14 protein-coding genes are annotated in these 17,110 nt (G+C 62.9%); 13 read left to right on the top strand and 1 reads right to left on the bottom strand.

The window, feature by feature from the left end:
• Positions 1 to 43 precede the first annotated feature (43 nt).
• The 10 genes from ACZ1JY_RS03710 (at position 44) to ACZ1JY_RS03665 (ending at position 10,251) form a co-directional block, all read left to right on the top strand.
• Positions 44 to 577, top strand: a complete 534-nt coding sequence (locus tag ACZ1JY_RS03710; RefSeq protein WP_118073737.1) for a 2,4'-dihydroxyacetophenone dioxygenase family protein — start codon at positions 44 to 46, stop codon at positions 575 to 577.
• Between the two features lie 13 nt (positions 578 to 590).
• Positions 591 to 1,136, top strand: coding sequence for a 2,4'-dihydroxyacetophenone dioxygenase family protein (locus ACZ1JY_RS03705; protein ID WP_118073738.1), 546 nt, complete (start codon positions 591 to 593; stop codon positions 1,134 to 1,136).
• A 7-nt stretch (positions 1,137 to 1,143) separates the two neighbouring features.
• Complete coding sequence (locus ACZ1JY_RS03700; RefSeq protein ID WP_465130395.1) at positions 1,144 to 1,677, top strand: 2,4'-dihydroxyacetophenone dioxygenase family protein; 534 nt, start codon at positions 1,144 to 1,146, stop codon at positions 1,675 to 1,677.
• 10 nt (positions 1,678 to 1,687) lie between these two features.
• Entirely contained in the window at positions 1,688 to 2,788 is a 1,101-nt protein-coding gene (locus ACZ1JY_RS03695; protein ID WP_465130394.1) for a Rieske 2Fe-2S domain-containing protein, read from the top strand.
• Positions 2,766 to 3,605 (top strand): SDR family NAD(P)-dependent oxidoreductase, encoded by an 840-nt coding sequence (locus ACZ1JY_RS03690; protein WP_465130393.1) that lies wholly within the window; start codon positions 2,766 to 2,768, stop codon positions 3,603 to 3,605. The genes ACZ1JY_RS03695 and ACZ1JY_RS03690 overlap by 23 nt, the downstream gene beginning before the upstream one ends.
• A gap of 10 nt (positions 3,606 to 3,615) precedes the next feature.
• Positions 3,616 to 4,623 carry a zinc-binding dehydrogenase gene (locus tag ACZ1JY_RS03685; RefSeq protein WP_465130392.1) on the top strand — a complete coding sequence of 336 codons (1,008 nt, stop codon included), beginning with the start codon at positions 3,616 to 3,618 and terminating at the stop codon, positions 4,621 to 4,623.
• Between the two features lie 24 nt (positions 4,624 to 4,647).
• Positions 4,648 to 5,490, top strand: coding sequence for an SDR family NAD(P)-dependent oxidoreductase (locus ACZ1JY_RS03680; RefSeq protein WP_465130391.1), 843 nt, complete (start codon positions 4,648 to 4,650; stop codon positions 5,488 to 5,490).
• A 182-nt stretch (positions 5,491 to 5,672) separates the two neighbouring features.
• Positions 5,673 to 6,995, top strand: a complete 1,323-nt coding sequence (locus ACZ1JY_RS03675; RefSeq protein WP_240344626.1) for an MFS transporter — start codon at positions 5,673 to 5,675, stop codon at positions 6,993 to 6,995.
• Positions 6,995 to 9,094, top strand: coding sequence for an alpha-galactosidase (locus ACZ1JY_RS03670; protein WP_465130390.1), 2,100 nt, complete (start codon positions 6,995 to 6,997; stop codon positions 9,092 to 9,094). The genes ACZ1JY_RS03675 and ACZ1JY_RS03670 overlap by 1 nt, the downstream gene beginning before the upstream one ends.
• 23 nt (positions 9,095 to 9,117) lie before the next feature.
• Positions 9,118 to 10,251, top strand: a complete 1,134-nt coding sequence (locus ACZ1JY_RS03665) for a glycoside hydrolase family 68 protein (protein WP_168903433.1) — start codon at positions 9,118 to 9,120, stop codon at positions 10,249 to 10,251.
• A 4-nt stretch (positions 10,252 to 10,255) separates the two neighbouring features.
• Here ACZ1JY_RS03665 and ACZ1JY_RS03660 read toward each other — a convergent pair whose 3' ends face one another.
• On the bottom strand, positions 10,256 to 11,317 hold the full coding sequence (locus ACZ1JY_RS03660; RefSeq protein ID WP_465130389.1) for a LacI family DNA-binding transcriptional regulator: 1,062 nt from the start codon (positions 11,315 to 11,317) through the stop codon (positions 10,256 to 10,258).
• Between the two features lie 224 nt (positions 11,318 to 11,541).
• Between ACZ1JY_RS03660 and ACZ1JY_RS03655 the strand changes: the two genes are divergently transcribed.
• From ACZ1JY_RS03655 to ACZ1JY_RS03645, 3 genes are all read left to right on the top strand, one after another.
• Positions 11,542 to 14,052: a TonB-dependent receptor domain-containing protein gene (locus ACZ1JY_RS03655; protein ID WP_118073748.1), complete on the top strand. Its 2,511-nt coding sequence runs from the start codon at positions 11,542 to 11,544 to the stop codon at positions 14,050 to 14,052.
• A gap of 163 nt (positions 14,053 to 14,215) precedes the next feature.
• Positions 14,216 to 15,718 (top strand): tryptophan halogenase family protein, encoded by a 1,503-nt coding sequence (locus ACZ1JY_RS03650; RefSeq protein WP_465130388.1) that lies wholly within the window; start codon positions 14,216 to 14,218, stop codon positions 15,716 to 15,718.
• Positions 15,715 to 17,109, top strand: coding sequence for a 2OG-Fe(II) oxygenase family protein (locus ACZ1JY_RS03645; protein ID WP_465130387.1), 1,395 nt, complete (start codon positions 15,715 to 15,717; stop codon positions 17,107 to 17,109). The genes ACZ1JY_RS03650 and ACZ1JY_RS03645 overlap by 4 nt, the downstream gene beginning before the upstream one ends.
• Position 17,110: the final 1 nt, after the last annotated feature.

Here is a 17,110-nt window from a genome sequence, read left to right as displayed (position 1 = left end):
ACCCCTTCGGCTTCGCCCGCGTTGATCCTTACGGAGAGAGCATATGCCTGAAGCGGCGCACACGGAATTCTGGAAGGACATCAAGCCGGTCGACAAGGTCTTCCGCGAAGGCGGCCTGCCGGAAGTCTACATGCCCAAGATAGCCGAGGGCGACGAACGCTACTGGGTGCCGATCTCCGAAACGGTATTTTCCAAGCCCGTCTGGATCAGCCCGGCCAAGAACATGTGGGCGGATGTCCTGATGAGCAAGCAGGCGGGTCTCGTCAACCGCCACTATCACCCGCACCCGATCTGGGCCTACACCATCAGCGGCAAGTGGGCCTACCTCGAGCACAGCTGGACCGCCACGGCTGGGGACTTCGTCTATGAAACCCCGGGCGAGAGCCATACCCTGGTCTGCTACGAGCACGAGGACCCGATGAAGGTCTTCTTCGTCGTCTCCGGCCCGCTGATGTGGCTCGATGAAGAGGGCAACACTGTCGGCCACTACGACGTGTTCGATTACATGAAGGCAGCGCGCGAACACTACGAAAAGGTCGGCATTGGTGCCGACTACGTTGACACGCTGATCCGTTGAGAGGACCTGTACAATGAGCACCGCCACCGTGATGACAGCGCCGCCCTCGGACAAGGCTGAGATTGTCGACGTTCCTTTCGCACACAAGGAGCTGGTCCAGCGCCTCAGCCCCGGCGGTCGTTACATTGACGCGCAGACCGACGTCGACAGCCCGTGGGTGCCGTTCGGTGACAACGCCGCGATCAAGCACCTCGCATTCGACGTGCGCCAGAACCTGTTCTCGAACATCCTGTGGGTGAAGGGGCCGGGGGTAATCGGCACCCACTTCCACCGCGGCACCATCACCATGGTCTGCCTCGAAGGCAGCGTCCGCTACCTCGAGTACGATTGGGTTGCCACCCCCGGCGGCCTGATCCTCGAAACGCCGGGCGAGAGCCACACGCTCGTCACCGACCATCCGGAAGGCTGCAAGCTGTTCGGATGGATGCAGGGCCCGATCGAATTCTACGATGAGAACGCCGTGCTCGTTGATACCACCGACGTCTGGTGGTTCATCAACCACTACGAGACCTACTGCCGCGAGAACGGCATCGCCATCAACCCCAAGCTCTATCTCTGAGGACGCCATGGGCACCATGACTGCGCCCCCCTCGGGCGCCTACAAGATCGTCAATGTCCCCGAACTCTACGGTGACTTGATCCGCGCCAAGGGCGTCGAAGGCACTTACGTCGGATCGTCCGAGATCGAGAGCCCGTGGGTTCCGTTCGGCGACAACGCCGCAATCCGTCACCTTGCGTTCGACGTGCGCGAGAATGTCTACGTCAACGTGCTGTGGATCAAGGGGCCGGGTGTCATCGGTACGCACAAGCACCGCGGCAAGGTCTGGGCGATCGGCCTTGAGGGCTCGTTCCGTTACCTCGAATACGACTGGGTTTGCCGCCCCGGCGATTTCATCACCGAAACGCCCGGCACGGCACACACCCTCGTGACCGACGACCCTAATGGCATGAAGGCGCTGTTCCACATGCAGGGCGCGAACGAGTTCTTCGACGAGCAGGGCAACCACGTCGAGACGCTCGACGTGTGGTGGTTCATGAACCACTACGAAAGCTACTGCCGCGAGCACGATATCGCGATCAACCCCGCCCTCTATCTCTGACGCGGCGATCGTGGGCGAGGAGAGGGCACCGGTTCCACGGCTCGGGCAGGAGCCACGGGGGACGTACCTCCGCAACACGTGGTATGTGGCTGGCTGGGCGAGCGATCTAGGTGCAGAACCGAAGCAGCGCACGTTCCTCGAGGAGCCGGTCGCCCTGTTTCGTGACGCGGAAGGGGTAGCGCACGCGATCACCGGTCGCTGCCCGCATCGCTTTGCGCCGCTCGGTCATGGCACGGTGGTCGATGGCGCGCTGATGTGTCCCTACCACGGCCTGCGCTTCAACGGTGCGGGCCATTGCGTCCACAATCCGCACCCCGGCGGCCAGCTGCCCGACGCAAACCTGCAGGTTTACCCGCTGGTCGAGCGCCATGCCCTGCTGTGGATCTGGATGGGTGACACGGCCAAGGCCGACGCGTCGCTGATCCCGGACTTCTCATGGCTCTCGGACCCGAGGTGGGAGGCCGTACGCGGCACAACCGTCGCCGAGGGGCACTACGAGCTCTACAGCGACAACATCCTCGATCTCAGCCACGCCAACTTCGTCCATCCCGCACTTGTCGCCAGCGCTTTCACCGAGGGCGAGCGCAAGTTCTGGCAGGATGGCAATAGTGTCTTCGCCGAATACGTCCGCCTGAACGACCATCTCTCGGTCGGCATTGCCGCGGTCATGGGCACCGAAGGACGCAGGCAGGATTTCTACGGCCTCGTCCAATGGCACGCGCCCGCCGTGCTCTACTTTGACTTCCGCGCCGGAGATCCCGGCACCCCGCGCGAGCAATGCACGCTGCTGCCCTCGCTCCATGCTTTCACGCCGGAAACGCCCGACACCACGCACTACTTCTGGGCCACCGCCCGCGACTACAAGCTGGGCGATGCCGAGTTCACCGCCGCCATGCGTGGCGCGCTCGAATTCGCGTTCGAGCAGGAAGACATGCCGATCATTCGCGACAGCCACCGCCTCATGCGCGGGGCAGACTTCTGGGATCTGCGCCCGCTGATCCTGAATGGCGACGGCGGCGGCGTCCGCGCCCGCCGCATGCTGCAGCGCCTGATCGATCGCGAACAACAATCAATACAAGAGGATGCCAATGAGAACGCTCGACAGGTTTGACATCAAGGGCCGCTCAGCGCTCGTCACCGGCGCCGCATCGGGCATCGGCCTCGCCTATGCCGAAGCCATGGCTGAAGCCGGCGCTGCCGTCACCCTGACCGACATCGACGCCGATGGTGCCGCCCGCGAAGCCGCCCGCCTGCGCGCCGAAGGCTATGAGGTCCGCGCCGACCGGCTCGATGTGTCCAGCTGGGACGATGTCGTCGCTGCCTTCGACGCCCACGACCGCGCCTATGGCGGTCTCGACATCTGCTTCGCCAATGCCGGCATCGATACGGGTGCCGGCTTCTGGAATCCTGCAGGGCACCGCAACGAGGACGGACAGGTCGACACTTACGACCATAACCGTTGGGACCGTTCGATCCAGATCAACCTCAACGGCGTATTCTACACCGTCAGCAATGCCGTGCGGATCATGAAGAAGGAAGGCCGCGCCAACGGTCGTACCGGAGGTTCGATCATCACCACCGCCTCCAATGCCGGCCTCGTCACCGAACCGATCGTCGGCCTGCCCTATATGCCCGCCAAGGCTGGCGTGCTGCACATGGTGCGCGCCCTCGGCCTCGAACTCGCCGAATTCAAGATTCGCATCAACGCCATCGCCCCCGGCCCCTTCGTCACCAACATCGGCGGTGGCTGGCTCAAGAAGGATCCTGTTGCCCGCGCCGCGTGGGACGCCATCGTCCCGCTCGGCTCCGTTGCCGAGACGGACCAGCTCAAGCCGCTTGCGCTTCTGCTCGCCTCGGATGCGTCGGACTATATGACTGGCAGCCACGTGGTGATCGACGGCGGCATGATGCTCGGCAAGTACAAGTAAGGACACCGCCATGCGCGCCGCCGTGATGCAGGGGCTGCACAAGCCCCTGGCAATCGAGACCATCGCCGATCCCACGCCGGGGGAGGGCGATGTCGTGGTCAAGGTCGGCCGCTGCGGCATCTGCGGTTCGGATCTGCACATGACCGAGGACCCGGCTTACGGGCAGGGCGCCGGTTCCGTGCTCGGCCATGAATTCGCGGGCGAAGTCGTTGCTCTCGGCAAGGGCGTGGAAGGCCTGCGGACCGGCGATCTCGTCTCGGTCATCCCGCTGCAAAGCTGTGGCCAGTGTCACGCCTGCCGCGCTGGGGAAGTCCAGTGGTGCGAGAAATTCGGGCTTCAGGGCGGCGGCTATGCCGAATACGCCCTGACCCGCCCGAACCAGTGCGTGCGTCTTCCATCCAGCGCCAGCCTCGCCGATGGCGCGATCGTCGAACCGCTGGCCGTCGCGCTTCATGGCGTCGCGCTCAGCCGAATGAAGATCGGTGACCGTGTTTTGGTCCTCGGTGCTGGCCCCATTGGCCTCGCTGTCGCCTTCTGGGCACGGCGGTTCGGGGCAGGGCGCGTGGTCGTGCAGGACCTTGCCGAATGGCAGCGCGATCGGGCGCTACAGATGGGCGCACACGATTTCGTCGTCGATCCCGCCGACCCCGTCGCTAGCGCTGAGAAGGCGCTGGGTGGCAAGGCCGATGTCGTGTTCGAATGCGTCGGCATGCCCGGCCTGATCGCCCAGGCGGTTGATCAGGTCCGCAACGATGGCACGATCACGTTGCTCGGGCTCTGCACCCGTCCCGACAGCTTCAACAGCTTCGCCATGCTGTCGAAGCAGGTGAAGCTGGTGACGTCCGCCTTCTTCACGCGGCAGGAATACGAAGCTGCGCTCGATGCGCTTGATCGCTGCGCCGCCGAACCGCGCCTGCTGGTGACCGACACGATTTCGCTCGATGCAACGCCCGACGTGTTCGAAAGCCTGCGCAAGCGCACGCATCAGTGCAAGGTGCTGATAAGTCCCGGCGAATAAGGCGTCGGGCAGGAGATTATGACGATGGCAATCACATCCTTTGCCGGCCGCAATGCCTTCATCACGGGCGGGGCTTCCGGCATAGGCCTCGGGATTGCCAAGGCTCTCGCCAAACGCGACGCATTCATCATAATCGCCGATTTGCGGCCAGATCACATCGGTAAGGCCCTCAGGGTACTGGCGTCCGAAGGTCTCGGCGAAAGCGTGATCGCCATGGAACTCGACGTTACCGACCGCCAGGCTTACGCCGAAGCAGCACGGCGTCTCGACGACGAACTGGGCGGCGTGGACATTCTGGTGAACAACGCTGGTGTCGGGGTAGAAGGGCCGGTGCTCGAGGCAACTCATGCTGATTGGGACTTCGGCCTTGGCGTCAATCTCGGCGGCGTGGTCAACGGCTTGCAGGCGGTCCTGCCGCAGATGATCGCGCATGGGCGCGGCGGCCATGTCGTCAACACTGCCTCGCTCGCGGCAACGGTTGTAATGCCGGGGCACCTTGCGATCTACGCCGCCAGCAAGGCGGCCGTGCTGAATCTGTCCGAAAACATGCGGGCCGATCTTGCCGCCAAGGGCATCGGCAGCAGCGTCCTCTGTCCGGGCTTCGTGCGCTCCAACATTCACGAGGCGGCCCGAAATCGGCCAGCGCATCTGCGTGAGGGCAGCGGTTTCGCTGCATCCGAACAGGCCTTGGCAGAGCGCGTCGTCGGCAGCGACTGGATGGACCCTGATCTCGTTGGCGAAATGGTCGCGGATGCCATACTCGCGAACGATCTCTACATCGTCACCCATGGCCAGTTCGCAAATCGGATGCGCGAGCGCGCCGAGGCCGTGTTGGCGGCCACGCCCGAAAGCGCCCTCCAGTTCTGATTTAATCACAATTTCCCCGGTGGCGACATTCGGCAAGCCCATATTGCAATCGATTGTTGTTTTTGCTCTGCGCATGTGACATGGTTGTTCCAACGGGTCCGTGAACCCGACGGGAGAGTTCGCGCATGCACGAAGGAAACAGTATCCGCAGGCCGCATCTGCCACTGGCGCGGATATTGGAAATGAATCTCGGCTTCCTTGGCCTGCAGTTCAGTTTCGGCCTGCAGCAGGGCAACATGGGGCCGATCTACAGCTACCTCGGCGCTGACGAATCCCAGCTACCTATGCTCCAACTCGCGGGCCCGATTACCGGCCTCCTGGTGCAGCCTATCATCGGCGCGATGAGCGATCGCACAGCCAGCAAGTGGGGCCGTCGCACCCCGTACTTCCTGATCGGCGCCGTGCTCTGCTGCCTTGGCCTGTTCTTCATGCCGCTTTCCAGTTCGATCCTCATGGCGATGTCGCTGCTGTGGATCCTCGATGCCGGCAACAACATCACGATGGAGCCCTATCGCGCCTATGTCTCTGATCGCCTGAACCCGGATCAGCGCCAGGCCGGCTTCCTTTCGCAGAGTGCATTTACCGGTCTCGCCCAGATGCTGGCTTTCCTCACGCCGTCGCTCCTCGTCGGCTTCGGCATGAATCAGGACTGGGTCGACAGCCACGGCATTCCCTACACCGTGCGCATCGTCTTCATGATCGGCGCTGTGCTGTCACTGACCACCATCCTGTGGTCGGTTCTCCGTGTTCCCGAACTGCCCCTGACTGCCGAGGAAGTGGCCCACATCAAGGCGCAGCCCAAGGGCGCCTGGGCCACCCTGCGCGAAATCGGCGAGGCGATTGCCGACATGCCGGTGGCCATGCGCAAGCTCGGGCTGATGAGCCTGTTTCAATGGGTCGGAATGTCCGGCTACTGGACATACGCCGTCTATTCGATCAGCCGCACGGTCTATGGCACCGCCGATGTCCATAGCAGCGCGTTTCACACGGCAGTCCTGACCAACGGCGAAGTTGCGGCGTTCTATAACGCCATCTCGTTCGTCACCGCTTTCGCAATGGTGCCGCTGGTCAAGCGGATCGGGCCGGGGCCGCTTCACGCGCTCTGTTTGTTCGTTGGCGGCGTGGGGATGTTCCTCCTGCCCAACGTCACGGACAAGGCCCTGCTGTTCCTGCCGGCAATCGGCATCGGGCTGGCGTGGGGCAGCATCATGGGCAACCCTTATGCGATCCTCACCAACTCGATCCCGCCGCAGCGCACCGGCGTCTACATGGGTATATTCAACATGATGATCGTCATCCCGATGCTGCTGTTTGCGGTGGTGATGAGCAGGCTCGACCTCGGCTTCGTGTCCATCGGCTTCGATGCCTACAAGCTCGCGCTCGGCGGCGATCCGCGAAATATGCTGATGTTCTGCGGTGTGTCGCTGGCGCTGGCGGGACTCTCGGTGCTGTGGGTCCGCGAAGGCCGGGTCAGCGCGATGCCGCAGCCAGCAGCCGCAGCCTGATGACGCGCCCGATTGTCCTGAATGCGGGCGACGGCTCGCTGGTCTGGGACGCGCCAGACGGCGGGTCTCCTGTATGGCGCCACTTTGGCCCCACGGTAGCGGTCGATAGCCTGCCGCTGCTGGCCGAAACCCGCGGCCCTGCATCCTACTCGCTCGACGAGGAAGTGCCGCTAAGCGTAGCACCAGTCTCTGGCTTGGGTTGGTTTGGGCCGGAACTGCTGCGGATCAGCCGGAATGGTAGTGCGCTACCGGTGGCATTTACCTTCTGTGAAATCACGGAAAGCCAGAACGCGGTCACGCTGCGGCACCGCGACGAAATTGCCGGTGTCGAACTGAGGCAGGTTTTCGAGGTCGCCGGCACAGCATACGTATGCCGCAACAGCCTTCACAACGCTGGCGCTGAACCTTTCACCGTGGACTGGCTGGCCAGCGCGCTGCTTCCACTCACTGCCACTGCCCGCGAGATCCTGTCCTGGCGCGGCCGCCACAATGCGGAATTGGTCGAGTGCCGCGAAGCCATGCCGCAGCAGACTTGGGCACGCGAGGTCCGTCGCGGTATCTCGGGGCACGGCGGTCCGGGCGGGGTCTACGTTCTGGACGAGGGCGCCACACTCCACACCGGCACCGTCCGCGCGCTGCAACTGGCATGGTCCGGCGACAATCGCATCGCCATAGAGCGCGACGACGAGGGCTTCTGGACCCTCAGCGCCGGCGCCTTGCTCCAGCCGGGGGAAGTAACCCTTGCGCCGGGCGAGAACTGGACAGCGCCCGATTCGATCTTCGCAGTTTCCACCACCGGGCGAAACGGTGCAGCATCGGCATTTCACGATGCGGTACGCGCTCGGCTGCAGTGGCCGGACGGCGCGATGCGGCCGCGCCCTGTTCACCTCAATTCCTGGGAAGCCTGCTACTTCGATCATGACGAAGAGCGCATCGTCGCTCTCGCCGAAGCGGCTGCATCGGTCGGCGTGGAACGCTTCATCCTCGACGATGGCTGGTTCCGCAATCGCGATGACGACACTGCCGGCCTCGGTGACTGGACGCCCGATCCTCGCAAGTATCCGAACGGTCTCAAGCCTCTGGCTGACAGGGTAAATGCTTTGGGCATGGAATTCGGGCTCTGGGTCGAGCCGGAGATGATCAATCCCGACAGCGACCTCTACCGCGCACGTCCCGACTGGGCATTGTCGCTGCCGGGAAGGGCAAGTCCAACGGCGCGCAATCAATTGGTATTGGATCTGCGACGCGAGGACGTTCGCGACTATCTTTTTGGGTGTCTCGATAGGCTGTTGACCGAGCTTCCGATCACCTACCTCAAGTGGGATCACAACCGCGATCTTGCGCCTGCCGGTGGTGCCGCTCAGCTTCGTGGAGTCTATGCTCTGCTCGCGAGAGTTCGCTCTTCGCACCCGAGAGTTGAGGTAGAGTCCTGCGCCGGCGGTGGTGGCCGAAATGATGCCGGAATGGCCGACTTCTGCCACCGCTACTGGACCAGCGACAACATCGATGCCGTCAGTCGGATCGGCATACAGCGCGGATTTCTCTCGTTTTTACCGCCCGAAGTGATGGGATCGCACATCGCCGCGAGCCCGGCGCACGCCACCGGTCGTCGTCACTCGCTTGCCTTTCGTGCCGCAATGGCAATGACCGGCCACCTCGGCGTCGAAATGGACCCGCGCACCCTTTCCGACACCGAACGCGCCGAACTGGCGGACTGGATTTCCTTTCACAAACAATGGCGTGACTTGCTCCACCAAGGCCGCGTCTGGCAGGGCGAGGGCTCAGACGGAGTCCTCTGGCAGGCGCAAGGCCGCGAGGACGAACTCCTCCTGTTCGTTATCCGCGCAGAGCCGCCAGCGGATCGCCGACCTCAGCCGGTTACCCTGCCTTTTTGCGGAAAATCAGGGGCTTGGGACGTTCGGCTGCTCCGCATTGCCGGTGGCGAGGGTGGCCATGCGGCTCACAGCGCACCGTTCTTCGAAGCCATGAAGTCAACGCCCCAGAGCCTGCCAGCCAGCTGGCTCAGCAACGCCGGCCTGCCCTTGCCCCCGTCAAAGGCAGAGACCGTGTCCATCTTTCACATGCGCAAACGCGCCTGAAGTTCTTTTCGAGAAAGCTTGCAATGTCCCAAATTTCCGTTCCGGTTCAGACTGATGCTGCCTTTGGTGCAAGCCGCTGGGCGCCGTCTGGTTACGGCAATCCGCCCCGGATTCCGCTGATCGGCAAATCCGATGTCGTCCGCCTGTTCGATCACCTCGACCTGTGGGACTGCTGGCCGCTCGCACATGAGGACGGACGAACGGCTGAGCACAACGGCCGGAACTGGTGGTTTTTCTTGTCGTCTCCGGTCTTTGCTGACCCGGTCGAGCGACACGGCCACGCGCGTATCCGTCTGATTTCATTCGGTAACGATGGCTGGACCGATCACGGAAATGCCTTTCCGGACGGCTTCACTCCGGGAAGCCGCGAGTGGGCGGGCTCAGCCGTTTTGATGGACGACGGGCAGACCGTACAACACTTCTTTACCGCCGCCGGCCGCCGCGGGGATCCACAGGAAACTTTCGAACAGCGCCTGTTCGTAAGCGAGGGCACGCTCAACGCCGATGGCCCCGGATCATGGCGCGAGCCGCGCGAGATCGTCGTGGCCGACGGGGTCCGTTATGTGCTCGACCGGCAGGACAGGGGAGCACCCGGCCAGATCAAGGGCTTCCGCGACCCTGCCTGGTTGCGCGACCCGGCCACGGGCAGGGCGCATATTCTGTTCACCGGCAGCGCGGCGTGGTCAGATCACCCCTTCAACGGGAACATCGGGATCGCAACGTTGCAGGAGGGTGAGTGGATTCTCGGTGATCCGCTGATCGATGCAGTTGGCGTGAACAACGAACTCGAAAGACCGCATGTGATCGCGCGCGACGGGCGATACTATCTCTTCTGGTCGACCCAGACGCATACTTTCGCGCCCGAGGCGGTGGCGGGACCGAACGGCCTTTATGGAATGGTTGCCGACAGCATGGCTGGGCCGTGGCGACCGATCAACGGCACCAGTCTGGTTGCCGCCAACCCCGACGCGGAGGCGAAGCAGTCCTACAGCTGGTGGGTTACTGGCGAGGGCGTGGTGTGGAGCTTCGTGGACTACTGGGGCATGGAAGGCCGCACCACCGCCACGAACCCCGAGTTGCTGCGCAGCAACTTCGGAGGAACGCCAGCGCCCCGTTTCCAGCTGCGGTTCGATGGCGACAGCGTGACCGTCGCCTGAAACGTCAGGCGCTTTCGCGCTGGATCAGTTCCGGCTGCATGATGGTGGAGGGCGCGTCTTCCCCGGCGATGCGTCGGCGCAGGGCATCGACCATGGCGCGAGCGCCCGCAGCAATGTCCTGCCGCACGGTCGTCAACTGTGGCACCATGCGGGTGGCGATGGGAAGATCGTCAAAGCCGGTCACGGCAACCTGATCGGGCACGGAGATCCCGTGCTCATGGAGGATGCGAATCGTCGTCATCGCGATGATATCGGACGCACACACGATCCCATCCACAGCACCGTCGAGGTCGGCAAGGTGGCTTGCGATCTGCGCTGCCATTTCCTCGCTGGCGAGATGGGTGGGGAAGCACACCAGGGATGCGTCAAGCGCCTTGGCGACTTCCTGCTCCACGCCGCGCTGGCGTTCCGCGATCTCGGGACCGTTAGGATCGCCGAAAAAGGCCAGGCGCTTGGCCCCACGCGCCAGCAATCTCCGTGCCGCAAGCGCGCCGCCAGCCGCGTTATCGACGCCCACTGTGCATTGCGCCTGTCCCTCACGATGGCTGCCCCATACAACGAGAGGGCGGTAGTGTTGCGCGACGCGCTCGATCACGTCGAATTGGTTGGACTGCCCAATGACCAGCGCGCCATCAAGCATGCCGGAATCGACGATCCGGTCCAGCCATTCGTCGTCACCGGGTATGACGCGCGACAGCATGAGGTCATGGCCGCTTTCGGTAAGTTCATCGGCCAGGTAGCCGAACAGGGTCATGAAGAATGGGTCGGAAATGTGCTGCCGCCGCTCGTGACCGAGCGGAATGACCACGCCGATCACTCCGGTTTGCTGCGTTCGGAGCCGCCGCGCCATCTGGTTCGGACGAAAGCCGTGCTCGCGCGCCAGTGCCTGAATACGCTCACGCGTCTCCTTGTTGACGAGTGACTTGTCGGCCAAGGCGCGGGAAACGGTTCCGGCAGAGACGCCTGCTATCCGCGCAAGCTCTGCAATGTTCCTGATCTTGCCGGGTTTTTTCACATCGTCCATGTAGTTTGCATGTCCTGCACAAGCGCTTCTGCGCGCGGTCATGCGCAACGCCCCTCGCGAGATTGATGCGATGTTATCGGCGCGCGTGTCAATGATTTAGGTGGCTTGGAGATCGGTGAGGATGGGCATGGTGTGGCGTATTGAGCACAAGTTTCTGCAAGTATGCAATCGATTGCTATTTCGTGTTGCAAACGATTGTAGTCGGTCTTAGGGAGAGGGTGACTGATTCCTGCAGACGCTGCAGGAGCATCTTGGTGGGAGGAAATATGAAGCTTACACCCCTCTACGGCTGTGCCTCGCTTGTCGCGCTCTGCAGCGCGATGACGGCCATGCCCGCATTCGCACAGGACGCTGCGCAGGCTGACAGCGCCGAAGCCGCACCGGAGACAACCGGTCTCGATGCAATCGTCGTGACTGCTTCGGGTCGCGACAAGACCCAGCTCAACAGTGCAGTGTCGGTCAGCTCGATTTCGTCGGAGACCATTCAGGCCATCCGTCCGACTTCGGAAGCCGAAGTGTTCCGCGCCATCCCGGGTATCCAGGTTGCCGGTACCGCCGGCCCAGGCGGTAACTCGAACATTGCTGTGCGTGGTCTTCCGGTCGCCACTGGCGGTTCGCCGTTCGTGCAGATCCAGGAGGATGGTCTTCCGACCGTGCTGTTCGGCGACATCCAGTTCGGCAACAACGACTACTGGACCCGCTTCGATGGGTCGGTGCAGAATATCGAAGGTGTGCGCGGTGGTTCGGCCGGCACCTTTGCTTCGCAGGCACCGGGCGCGGTCATCAACTACATCAGCCACACCGGCAAGCAGGAAGGCGGCTTCGTCTCGATCAATCGCGGCCTCGGCTACGACGAAACCCGCGCCGACTTCCGTTATGGCGGTCCGATCAACGACACGATGTACTTCCACATTGGTGGTTACGTAAAGAACGGCCGCGGTCCGCTGAAGGCTGACTATACCGTGTCTGACTCGTTCCAGATCAAGGGCAACCTGACGAAGGAATTCAACGAGGGCCGCGGCTATTTCCGTCTGAACTTCAAGGTGGCCGATACGCAGGAGCCGAACTACACCGGTGCACCCGCACTTGCCACGATCACCGGCAAGAAGGTAACGAACATCCGCCCCTATCCGGGCTTTGATGGTCGGGATTCCTCGAACTACTCGATCTACAATCAGGACTTCCTGATCTACAATCGCGAGGGCAACCTCGAGCGCGTGAAGATGGACGGGATCACCACCAAGGCGCAGTCCTTCGGTGGCCAGTTCCACTACGACTTCGACGGCGGCATCACTGTCGACAACAACATGCGCTACACCAACATGAGTGGTGCGTTTGCCTCGCCGTTCCTCAACACTGCGCTCACCTCGTCGGTGCTCGGTTCGACCGTCAACGGCAGCACCGTTGCTGCGATCCGTTATGCCAGCGGACCCAAGGCCGGGCAGCTGTTTACCGACCGCTATCTCGACAACAACGTCAACGTCCGCACCAACATCCGCGACATTGGCAGCTTTGCAAATGACCTGACCCTGGCTGGCAAGTTCGACGTCGCCTCGGGCAAGCTGACCACCCGCGCCGGTCTGTTCTACATGAACCAGAAGATCGCGATGGACTGGCACGTCAACAAGTCGCTGCGCGAACTGAACGGTGACAACCCCTCGCAGCTCGACCTGTTCGACAGCGCGGGCAACAAGCTGACCCAGGCCGGTACGTCGGGCTATAACAACAACTGGGGCGAATGCTGCGCTCGCGATTACGACCTGTCGTATGCAAACACGGCTCCGTACCTCTCGCTCGATTTCGACCACGATCAGTTCGGGCTCGACGGTTCGGTCCGCTTCGAGCGCATCAAGTCGACCGGCTATGCCATCGGCGGCGGGGCCGAGTTCCCGATCAACAGCAACGGCGTGACCATCCCTGCGATCACCGCGAATGGCGTTCGCGAGAACCTGAACTACACCCGCAGTTACACCTCGTGGACCGTGGGCGGCCTGTTCAAGGTCACGCCGAACGTGACGATCTTTGCCCGCACTTCTCGCGGTGGCCGCTTCAACAGCGACCGCCAGACCCTAGGCGGCAAGATCCGCAACGACGGTGCTCTGTGCCGTGCGAGCGACATCGGCAAGAATGGCTGCTCGGCAGATGGCGTGACGCCTTCGGTTGACTTCGTCACGCAGCACGAACTGGGCATCAAGAGCCGTGGCGATCTGCTCGGTGGGCAGTTCACGATGGAAATGACGCTGCTCAAGGGCAACTTCAAGCAATCGACCTATGAGCTTTCGGCCACGCGCTGCCCCGGCGGTTCGGGCGGTTGCGTCATCGACGCCAAGTTCAAGTCCACCGGTGCGGAACTCTTCGCAACTTATCGCAATGGTGGCTTCAGCTTCGTCGGCAACGCCACGTACTCGAAGGCCAAGCGGCAGTCGGCGGGCGCCACGTCCTACACGCGTTCGCCGAACCTGCCTGACCTGATCTACACGGCATCGGCCAACTACGACATCGGCGATATTGCCACTGTCGGTATTGCCATGACCGGGCAGACCAGCGCGATCGACGATGGCGGGTTCGAATATCCGGGCAAGGCGATCTTCAACCCGTCGCTGCGCGTCTATCCGATGAAGGATCTCGAACTCGGCCTGCAGGTCTACAACGTGTTCGATACCTTCGACCTGCGCGGCAACGGCGGCATTGCTGATCCGACCACCAACCCGGTCGTCATCGGTGGCGCTCCGGCACTGGGCCGTACGGTCTCGGCTTCGGTCCGCTACAACTTCTGATGCTGGCGGGGGAGCGCGCGTATCGCGCTTCCCAGCCACTTCGGGTCGCATGAGGGAGGGGCGGGGCGCAATTCGCGTTCCGCCCTTCCGTTCCAATATCGCCGCAAGAGCGATAGGAAAGAAGGGACGCCAACGAGAGGCATGCCGGAATGAGCAGTATCGCATGAGCAACCCTGATCTGATGATCCGCTCTGTCGCCGTGATTGGTGGTGGCACCGCAGGATGGATGACTGCTGCGGCCTTGGCGCAAGCGCTGCGGCACAATTGCAGCATCACGCTGGTGGAGTCCGAAGAAATCGGCACTGTCGGCGTGGGCGAGGCGACTATCCCGCCGATCCGCACCTTCAACGAGACCCTGCAGATCGACGAGCGCGAGTTTGTTCGCAAGACCAAGGGCTCTTTCAAGCTGGGCATCGAGTTCGTCGACTGGGGCAGCCTTGGCAACAGCTATTTCCATCCGTTCGGTCCGCACGGCCGGGCGTTCGATATCGTCAACCTGCACCATTACTGGCTGCGGGCGCGCGAAGCCGGTGAGACTGCGCCGTTGGACGAACACTCGATGGCTTGGGCACTGGCAAAGGAAAACCGCTTTGCTCCGCCGATGCCGGATCAGCGCAATGTGCTGTCCACCTTCGATTATGCCTATCACTTCGACGCCGGACTCTACGCGAAGTTTTTGCGGGAGTACTCCGAAGCCAAGGACGTCACGCGCATCGAGGGGAAGGTTGCCAGCGTGCAGCAGAACGCCGAAACCGGCTTCGTCACGGGGGTGACGCTTGATGACGGTCGCAAGATCGAGGCCGAGTTGTTTGTCGACTGCTCGGGCTTTCGCGGCCTGCTGATCGAAGGTGCGCTCAAGGCCGGCTATGAGGAATGGACGCACTGGTTGCCGTGCGATCGGGCCATGGCGGTGCCGTGCGAGAATGCCTATCCCTTGACGCCCTACACGCGGTCGACCGCGCGGGAAGCCGGGTGGCAATGGCGCATTCCGCTGCAGCATCGCACCGGCAACGGCTATGTGTTCTGCAGCCAGTTCCTGTCCGAGGACGAGGCGGCGGAGAAGCTGTTGTCGCGCCTTGATGGAAAGGCGCTGGCAGATCCGCGTCCGCTGCGTTTCGTTACCGGGCGGCGCAAGTCGTTCTGGGAGAAGAACGTGATCGCAGTGGGTCTGTCGAGTGGATTCATGGAGCCGCTGGAGTCGACCTCGATTCACCTGATCCAGGCCGGCATCTCCAAGCTGCTTGCGCTGTTCCCCGACCGCACCTTCGATCCGATGGTGATCGAGGAGTACAACCGCATCGCCATCAACGAGTACGAGCGGATCCGCGATTTCCTGATCCTGCACTACAAGCTCACCACGCGCGATGATTCCGAGCTTTGGCGCTACTGCGCAGCGATGGATATTCCCGAAACGCTCAACACCAAGATCGAGCATTTCCGCCGTTACGGCCGTCTTGTGCAGCGCGATGCCGACCTGTTCGGCGCGCCTTCTTGGCTGGCGGTGCATATCGGGCAGGGCAACATTCCCGAGCGGACCGATCCGCTCGCCGACTACCGCGGAATCGACGGACGCGAGTGGCTGGGCAAGCTCCGTGCCGCCATGCACCACGCAGCGCTTCAGCAGCCTACCCACGAGCAGTTCATCAAGGCCAACGGCGCAGCATGAGCGAGGCGCAAGCCCTGTTCCAACGCGCCATTGCCTTGCGCGAAGTGCAGGACCTTGGCGGTGCGCTTGACGCGATCCTGCTGGCAGCCAAGGCCGTTCCGAACGATCCAAACGTGGCGCTGGGGCTCGCGCAGATCTCGTTCGAGGCCGGGCTGAATGCTGCGGACCTCTATGCCGATGCTGCAAGATTGCAGCCCCAGCGGATAGACCTTCAGCGCAGCCGCGCCGCAGCCTTGGCGGCGGAAGGACGGCTGACAGAAGCAGAAGCTCTACTGGAAACCGTGCTGGCCGCCAATCCCGGTTGGATCGAGGGCCATCGCTGTCTTTGCGGAATGCGCGCGACGGCCGGCGATCGGGACTTTGCGCGCAGCTTTCCTGCCGCGATCGAGCGCGATCCGGCCAACTTCGGCCTGAGGATGGCGTGGTTCCATGTGCTGGCCACGGCCCGGCAATGGGAAAACGCCCGCGCTGTCATCACCGACTCCGAAGCGGCATTGGGCGAACGCCAGGCATCGCTGCTCGGCAAGCTGTTCATTGCCAGCGAGAGCGGTGAAGCGGCTGAGAACGCGGCATTGTTCGACGGCGTGGAGCATGTTCAGGATGTCGGACTCGATCTCGCCCGCGTGAGGCACTTCCTGCGCGGCGGACAGATCGAGCGCGCGCGCGACGTCTGTCTGCGCCACGCTGGCACTCCGCCGATGCGGGCCTTCTGGTCCTATCTCTCCCTCGCGTGGCGGCTCCTCGGCGATGCCCGCGTTGATTGGCTCGACGGCGGGATGCGCGATGTGCGTTCGTTCGATCTCGGCTTCAGCGCTGAAGAACTGGCTGAACTGGCACGAACGCTCCGTCAGTTGCACACAATGAACGAGCCATGGCACGAACAGTCCGTTCGCGGTGGCACCCAGACCGAACGGCCGCTGCTCCTGCGGATCGATCCCGTGATCGCTGCAGCAAGGAGCAAGATCGAAGCCGCAGTCGCGCGTTACATTGATGAATTGTCGCCGCCTGACGCCGCACACCCACTGTTCGCCGCGCCGCGAGGCCGGTTCCTGTTCGCCGGCAGCTGGTCAGTGAAGCTGCGCCCCGGCGGCTATCACGCCACGCACACGCACCCGATGGGCTGGATCAGCTCCGCGCTATACGTGACCGCGCCGGAGGCGTCGCAGCGGGGACCGGCGCCGGCAGGTTACCTGCAATTCGGCAACCCGCCGCCCGAACTCGGGCTGGGGCTTGAGCCTTATGGCTCGGTCGAACCAAAGCCTGGCCGGCTCGTGCTGTTTCCCTCGACCATGTGGCACGGCACAGTGCCGTTCACCGACGGAGAGCGAATGACCATCGCTTTTGACGTCGTTCCCGCCCAATCGATCCCCAATTCGCCCGAAAAGGCCTGAG

It is taken from the genome of Novosphingobium sp. BL-A-41-Hi4B-X5A (assembly GCF_055521705.1).
This window is presented reverse-complemented; position numbering and strand designations above follow the sequence as displayed.